The organism is Nitrospirota bacterium (genome assembly GCA_016212215.1).
In the GTDB taxonomy this organism is placed as follows: domain Bacteria; phylum Nitrospirota; class 9FT-COMBO-42-15; order HDB-SIOI813; family HDB-SIOI813; genus JACRGV01.
In genome coordinates this window covers 1-7,959 of record JACRGV010000110.1, presented here as the reverse complement: position 1 = coordinate 7,959, position 7,959 = coordinate 1, and the positions used below count along the sequence as shown (strand labels likewise).

At 43.0% G+C, this 7,959-nt stretch carries 6 protein-coding genes, 1 tRNA gene and 1 pseudogene; 7 read left to right on the top strand and 1 reads right to left on the bottom strand.

The annotated features are described in order from the left end of the window. Window positions 1-149: 149 nt before the first annotated feature. The 5 genes and pseudogenes from HZA08_09970 (at window position 150) to HZA08_09950 (ending at window position 5,183) form a co-directional block, all read left to right on the top strand. Window positions 150-458: pseudogene (locus tag HZA08_09970) on the top strand (DUF86 domain-containing protein). A gap of 5 nt (window positions 459-463) precedes the next feature. Continuing rightward, a complete protein-coding gene (locus tag HZA08_09965; GenBank protein ID MBI5193750.1) occupies window positions 464-1,141 on the top strand; it encodes a TIGR00730 family Rossman fold protein in 678 nt (225 codons plus the stop codon). Window positions 1,142-1,419: 278 nt separating this feature from the next. Next, entirely contained in the window at window positions 1,420-2,826 is a 1,407-nt protein-coding gene (locus HZA08_09960; GenBank protein MBI5193749.1) for an anthranilate synthase component I family protein, read from the top strand. Window positions 2,827-3,249: 423 nt separating this feature from the next. Continuing rightward, window positions 3,250-3,909 carry a hypothetical protein gene (locus HZA08_09955; GenBank protein MBI5193748.1) on the top strand — a complete coding sequence of 220 codons (660 nt, stop codon included), beginning with the start codon at window positions 3,250-3,252 and terminating at the stop codon, window positions 3,907-3,909. 203 nt (window positions 3,910-4,112) lie between these two features. Next, on the top strand, window positions 4,113-5,183 hold the full coding sequence (locus HZA08_09950) for a response regulator (protein MBI5193747.1): 1,071 nt from the start codon (window positions 4,113-4,115) through the stop codon (window positions 5,181-5,183). Between the two features lie 470 nt (window positions 5,184-5,653). Here the strand turns inward: HZA08_09950 and HZA08_09945 are convergent. Then, window positions 5,654-5,728, bottom strand: a tRNA-Gly gene (locus HZA08_09945). Between the two features lie 240 nt (window positions 5,729-5,968). Here HZA08_09945 and rpiB point away from each other — a divergent pair. Further along, complete coding sequence (rpiB, locus tag HZA08_09940) at window positions 5,969-6,445, top strand: ribose 5-phosphate isomerase B (GenBank protein ID MBI5193746.1); 477 nt, start codon at window positions 5,969-5,971, stop codon at window positions 6,443-6,445. A gap of 5 nt (window positions 6,446-6,450) precedes the next feature. Further along, window positions 6,451-7,683 (top strand): serine hydroxymethyltransferase, encoded by a 1,233-nt coding sequence (locus HZA08_09935; GenBank protein MBI5193745.1) that lies wholly within the window; start codon window positions 6,451-6,453, stop codon window positions 7,681-7,683. Window positions 7,684-7,959: the final 276 nt, after the last annotated feature.

The following is a 7,959-nucleotide window of genomic DNA, read 5'->3' as shown; positions in this document are numbered from 1 at the left end:
TCAGGTTTGAGTGCGACCGATTGAGCAAACCCGAAGGCGTAGTTGAATCTACGCTGAGGGGTTGCGATTGAGGAGCACACAAAGATGGCCGGAAGATGAGATGCATAAATGTATAGGTTATTTTATGACAGACCCTAAGGGCTTTAGAGATTGTCGGGGAGGCTGCTAAGCATATACCGGCTGAATTTCAGGAAAACTAGCCGAATATTCCGTGGAAGGATATGGCTGGCATGAGGGATATATTAATCCATGACTATTTTGGAATTGGTGACGTAAAAATAGAAAGGGATATGAATCGCAAGAAGTTACTGATACGGCTTACCTCTGATTTCCACTTAATTGCAATTTTATTTTTTTTCTGTAATATGTATAGTCACAAAATTTATTTAATACCCGATAATCATTATGGAAAATTAAATTGCAAAAATCAAGAACAGGCAAGGCCGGGACAGGACTGAATAACATGGTAGAAGACCTCCGCGGGAATGAGACGTGGCGCATATTCAGGATAATGAGTGAGTTTGTCGAGGGGTTTGAGGCACTCAGTGATGTTAAGCGAGGGGTCTCAATATTCGGCAGTGCCAGGATGTCCAGGAAAAGCCATTATTATAAATCAGTAATGAAGATTGCAGAGCTGTTGTCTAAGAAGGATTTTTCTATAATTACAGGCGGCGGCCCCGGGATCATGGAGGCCGGCAACAGGGGTGCAAGAAAAGGTACCGGGCTTTCAATCGGCCTGAACATAGAACTCCCAAGGGAACAGTCTCCAAATAAATATCAGGAAAAGCGGCTTGACTTCAGATACTTCTTTGCAAGAAAGGTGATGTTTGTAAAATACTCTGTAGGATATGTAATAACCCCCGGCGGATTCGGTACCCTTGATGAGTTCTTTGAAGCGCTTACACTTATGCAGACCGGCAAGATACGGCGTTTTCCGATTGTGATGTTCGGTAAAGAATATTGGGAAGGCATTGTAAAATGGATGGAGGACACACTAATTGCTGAGGGTGCAATAGGTAAAAAGGACATGGGTTTTTTCCATATTACAGATGACCCTGAAGAAGTAGTAAAAATTATTGAAGAACAATATAAGCAGTCCCAGAAAACAATAAATGGTAACAGGAGAAAGAAGGGCATATAACCGCTTTATCCCTGTTCTCACTTTTTAACCTCTTCTAAACCCCCATGCCATAGCTCACAAAGCTTGCTATATGAAAAAGAGTGGGACAAGAATGTCCCACCTATCCTCGAGTTAGGATTGGATAGGCGGAGTTTTCCAAAATTTATACATGGATAGGCGGGGTTTTCTTACCCCGCCGGAGGAGATTTTCGGATGAACCCACATGAAACAGGGGTTTCACAAAGGAAAACGAAAATCCCCCCCTTTGTTCAAAGGGGGGCATGGGGGGGTATTTTCGAGTGAATATCCAATATAAAAAAATCCCCTGGTATGACCCCTTTATTACTTATACAAAGTTAAAAGGTACCGGCCCTTCTTTCTTACTTGAGAGCCCTTTAGAGAGTCGGAATTTAAGGACTTCAAGGTATTCCTTTATAGGTGTCAATCCGGCAATTGTAGTAGAGGGAAAAGGGGACAAAATAAAGATTACAGAAGACAGTGAAATCAGGACTCTCAGCGGGAATCCTTTAGAGGTTGTTAAATCCATCTTAAAGAAAAGGGAGATGGTGCCGGTACATATTCAGGGACTTCCTCCTTTTACAGGCGGGGCGGTGGGTTATCTTGGATATGATATTGTGCACAATTTCGAGAGACTTCCCTGTCATGCCTCTGATGACCTTGGATTGCCTGATTTAATGTTGATGTTTACTGATAATGTTACGGTCTTTGATAATTTGGAGAAGTGCGGATGGATTATAGGTGTAAGTGATGATGTATGCATGCCTGCTTCTGATATTTGGGAACAGATAGAAAATACTGAATCAGGGATAATGGCTGATGTCCCTGTTTTAAATACAAAAGGCCCTCTGTCAAAAATCAACGTTGTCTCTAATCTGACTCAAAAAGAATATGTAGCTATGGTTAGGCGATGCAAGGAATATATTTCTGCCGGTGATATTTTTCAGGCGAACCTGTCCCAGAGATTATCTGCATCTGTAAGGGGTGCAGATCCATTAAATATATATAGGGTGTTGAGGGAGATTAATCCTTCTCCGTTTTCGGCTTTTATTGACACAGGTAGTTTCCAGCTTATCAGTTCATCACCTGAAAGGCTTGTAAGATTGCATAACGGTGTTGCAGATACAAGGCCGATTGCAGGTACAAGACCGCGTGGAAAGTCTCAGGTTGAAAATGGGATACTCATGGACGAATTAATAACAAGTGAAAAGGAGCGGGCAGAGCATTTAATGCTTGTTGACCTTGAGAGGAATGACCTTGGCCGGGTTTGTAAATATGGGAGCGTGAAGGTGGATGAGTTTATGGCGCTGGAGTCCTATTCCCATGTGAACCATATTGTCTCAAATGTGAGCGGTGAGACAAGACCTAATGTTGATGCCTTTGACCTTATTGAGGCAGTATTTCCAGGCGGGACTATAACAGGTGTCCCAAAGATTCGATGTATGGAAATAATAGATGAACTGGAGCCTACAACACGAGGCCCTTATACAGGCTCAATAGGATATATCAGTTATACCGGTGACATGGACCTTAATATTATTATAAGGACATTTATTATCAAAGACGGCTGGGCACACATACAGGTTGGTGCAGGTATAGTTGCAGACTCAGACCCTGAGAAGGAATACAAAGAAACGCTTTATAAGGCAGAGGCGCTTTTGAAGACATTGGAGCAGGTGTTATTATAGTTCACCCGAAAATACCCTCCGGCGGGGTAAGAAAACCCCGCCTATCCATTTCTACGAGGATAGGCGGGACATTCTTGTCCCGTTGATTTTCATGTCCCTTTGTGAGCGCCCCGCTCATACCAGTTCACCCGAAAATCCTTTGTGTGAGAATTATTTCATTATCCATTTTCATTTTGCAAATATTATGAGGATGGAGTAAAATGTTTGATTAAGGGCCTGTCATGAAATAACTTGTGCATTTAGTCGTTCAGATTTCGGTCAGGTTTGAGTGCGACCGATTGAGCAAACCTGAAGGCGTAGTTGAATCTACGCTGAGGGGTTGCGATTGAGGAGCACACAAAGATGTGCCGGAAGATGAGATGCATAAATGTATAGGTTATTTTATGACAGACCCTAAGGTGATTTAAATAGGAGGGGTAATCAATGCCTGAAGGACAGAGCAAGTGGGGGCCGGATTTTTTTGATCTGGTAGAGCCGATTAAACTGAAAGATCCGCTGGCGTATATTCTTGGTTCAATGGATGAAGGCGAGGTGTTTGTTTTTAAATATGCTGATGCAGTGAAGCTGGCAGGACATTCATGCCCTGCGGTTTCCGGTGCTTATAAGATAACTGCTTTAGCCCTCAGATCCTTATATGGAGATGAGATACCGGTGAGAGGAGAGATAAAAGTGGCTGTTATGGGTAAGCCGACAGATATGGCTTATGGCCCAATGTCACAGGTTATGTCCCTGATAACAGGCGCGGCCCCGATAACAGGATTCGCAGGCTTGGGACGTAAATACGGGAGGAGAAATCTTCTGATCTTTGATGAAGAGAATTTTAAATATAACACATTTATATTCCAAAGGATGGATAATAAAAAGACAGTAGAAGTAACCTACAATTCCGACCTTGTCCCTGAAGACCCTGAGTTAGGTGAGTATGCATCTCTTGCACTTTCAGGTCAGGCAACAGAGGCAGAGAAAAAAGGATTTCAAAAGGCATGGCAGGCAAAGGTAAGGCGTGTACTGCTGGAAGATAAAAACATCCCTGGCCTCTTTGAGGTTAAAGAGATTACAGGGTATGTGTTTCCGGGCAAGTAAAGCAGAAGTAAGAAGTTAGGAAGGCTGAAGTAAGAAGTTAGATAACCTTCATGAACCGTGGTTTCACAAATGAGAATGAAAACCCCACCCTCACCCGGACCCTCTCCCTGAAGGAGAGGGTACTAAGTTTATGCCCTCCCCTTCAAGGGGAGGGTTAGGGTGGGGATGGGGTTATTTTCATATGAAAATAAGGAGAATATATAATGAGCAATAATGAACAGGGCATCGTACTTGTTGTTGATGATGATCCTTTTGTGCGTGAATCAGCAACATCATTTCTTGGTGAGTGCGGATATAGTGTCATCGCCTGTGAGAGCGCTAAAGAGGCATTGACGAAGCTCGGCAGGGAAAAGATAGAGATTGTGCTGACTGATATAAAAATGCCGGAGGTCACAGGACTTGAACTCCTGGAGAAGATACGTAATTTTGATACGGATTTACCTGTAATCTTAATGACTGCTTATGCTGAGCTGGATATAGCAGTTAATGCCTTAAAAAAAGGGGCCTTTGATTTTATTATAAAGCCGTATAAACCTGAACACCTCCTTTACTCCATTGAAAAAGGCGTAAGATACAGCAAGATACTGGAGATGGAGAAGAATTATAAGCACATGCTGGAGGATACTGTCAGGAAGAGGACAATGGAACTGGCAGAGGCCATGATGCTGGTAAAGAGTATGAGCACTGAACTGGTCCAGCGTCTGACAGTAGTTGCTGAATACAGGGATGAGGACACAGGAACCCACATCAAGAGGATAGGACTATATTCCAGGGAAATAGCCTCGGCATTGCAACTGCCCGAGGACTATCTTGAATCATTATCATTTGCAAGCCCGATGCATGATATTGGTAAGGTAGGCATACCTGACAATATACTTCTTAAACCCGGACCACTGACGCGTGAGGAATTTGAGGTTATGAAGACTCATACTTCTATCGGCCACAGAATATTCGTTGATTCAACCCATCCCACTATTCAGATGGTTGCATCTATTGCCTTGAATCATCATGAGAGATGGGATGGTACCGGTTATCCCCGTGCAATAAAAGGAGAAGATATACCGATTGAAGGAAGGATTGTGATGCTTGCTGATCAATATGATGCCTTGAGGAGTACCCGCCCGTATAAACCTTCATTCAGTCATGATAAGACATTTAATATTATAACAGAGGGAGACGGCAGGACCATGCCAGGACACTTTGACCCTGATATCCTGAATATCTTTAAAACCGTTCACAAAAAGTTTGAAGAGATATTTGATACCCATCAATAGTAAACACCGCCTTTAATCAGCAATTCTCGGTGAAATATCGGGCAAATGCTCTTACAGCGGGGTTAGAAAACCCCGCCTATCGCGATAGGCGGGGTTTTCTTGTCCCGTATTAGCAAGGGAGATATGATTCACCGAGAATTGATGGCCTTTAATACGCCCTTAATCTCCAATTCTTATAATGGAATCATAAAGATAGAGGTTAATCTTTTTAAATAATCCATTAAACGAAAAGGAGGTGAATAGGATGAAGAAGGACAAGGTGAGGGCAACAATTTTCTGGACAAGCATAATCCTCGGACAAGGTGTAGCCGCAATTATCGCATCATATTATTTAATCTAATCTGGTAATCTAACCGGGGTTGAGGGGGCTTAGAAACGGGGAATTAAAATAGTAAGCAGTGAGCTGTAAGCAGTAAGCAGTGAAGGCAGGTTTTATCTGCTAACTGCTAACCGTTTACTGCTTACTTAAATGGAGCGGGAGACGGGATTTGAACCCGCGACAACCAGCTTGGGAAGCTGGGACTCTACCCCTGAGCTACTCCCGCCCAACCAAATTTAACTTTCGACAAAATATCATAATTGATTATTGTGTGTCAAATGATAAAAGCAGGTAAGAGGTAAGAGGTTATAATCATTTACCCATCACCCATTACCTTTCCTATCCTAAGAATCTTCCTAAAAATCTTCTTGACACAAGTTTTGTAAAAAGAGTATATTAAACGACTTTTTATTGATATTCAAAATAATATTTTACAGGGGTAGAAGTGTCCCCTCTTAATAGGTTTATGAAAATTGCAATTGCCTCTGACCATGGGGGGCTTGAGTTAAAAGAGAGTGTAGCTGCCTTTTTGAGAGAAAAGGGGTTAGAAGTCGAAGATTATGGAGTTGATAATCCGGAATCAGTGGATTATCCTGATTATGGAATTAAAGTGGCAATAGCAGTATCGAATGGGAAAGCAGAAAGAGGCATCCTTGCATGTGGTACAGGCATAGGGATGTCAATAGTTGCAAATAAGTTTCCGCATATCCGCGCTGCATTATGTCATGATGTATTCACTGCAAGAATGAGCAGACTCCACAATGATGCCAATGTCCTTGTATTAGGCGGCCGTACACTTACCAAAGAAATTGCTCTTTCCATGGTAGATGCCTGGTTGACAACCGATTTTGAAGGCGGAAGACATCAGAGAAGATTAGATAAGATAAGTTCATTAGAACAGGGATTATTCAATAATTTAAAAGAAGGTAATAAAGAGGGGTAGTTGATATGACGGACTTAAAAAACTTAGACCCTGATGTTTATGAGGCTATACAGAACGAGATAGCAAGGGAGAATAAAAAGATCGTTCTCATTGCATCGGAAAATATCACAAGCAAGGCCGTGCTTGAGGCACAGGGCTGTGTGATGACCAATAAATATGCCGAAGGTTATCCTCACAGGAGATATTACGGTGGTTGCGAGTTTGTTGATGTTGTAGAAGAGCTTGCAATATCAAGGGCAAAGGCCATATTCGGGGCAGAGCATGTAAATGTCCAGCCTCATGCCGGTACTCAGGCAAATATGGGTGTATATCTTTCTGTACTAAAATATGGTGATACGGTTATGGGGATGAATCTTTCTCACGGCGGTCACCTGAGTCACGGCAGTAAGGTCAATTTCTCCGGTATGTTTTATAAGATTGTAAGTTACGGGGTAAAGCAAGAGACCGGGCTGATTGATTATGATGAGGTAAGAAGGCTCGCCCTTGGAAACCGTCCTAAGATAATCGTTATCGGTGCAAGTGCATATTCAAGGACGCTTGATTTTAAAAGATTCAGTGAGATTGCAAAAGAGGTTGGTGCTTATACACTTGCAGACATTGCACATATAGCCGGACTGGTTGCCGCAGGGGTACATCCGTCTCCTTTTCCATACTGTGACTTTGTAACTACTACTACGCACAAAACCCTTAGAGGGCCGCGCGGCGGCATGATTATGTGTAAGGCTGAATTTGCAAAGGCGATTGATAAGGCTATATTCCCAGGAATACAGGGAGGGCCATTGATGCATGTTATTGCGGCAAAGGCGGTTGCTTTGAAGGAGGCTTTGGCCCCTGAGTTTCGTGAATATCAGGCACAGGTTGTTGCCAATGCAAAACGTCTTGCAGAGGGCCTGCTTGCAAGGGGATATAATATAGTTTCAGGCGGGACTGACAACCATCTTATGCTTGTTGACCTCAGGAATAAAGGTATAACAGGCAAGGACGCAGAAGCAGCCCTTGATGCATCCGGTATAACTGTCAATAAGAATGCCGTTCCTTATGATGACAAACCGCCAATGGTTACGAGTGGAATCAGGGTCGGAACCCCTGGTATAACAACAAGGGGTATGAAGGAAAAAGAGATAGATACAATTGTTGAGTATATAGATAAGGTGCTTAACTCTATTGGAAATGAGGAAGTGTATAAAGAGGTAAGAATGGGGATAGAGGATTTGTGTAACAGATTTTCTGCTTATTAAATTAAAAATTAAAATATGATGAACCCACATGAACCAGAGTTCACAAAGGGCCATGAAAATCAGCGGGACAAGAAAGTCCCGCCTATCCTCTTTAGATATGGATAGGCGGGGTTTTCTTACCCCGCCGGAGAGGACTTTCGGATGAACTGTCATGAGCCGAGGGCTCACAAAGGGCAATGAAAACCCCACCCTCACCCTAACCCTCTCCCTGAGGGAGAGGGGGCTATGTTGATTCCCTCCCCTTCAAGGGGAGGGGTAGGGTGGGGATGGGGTTAT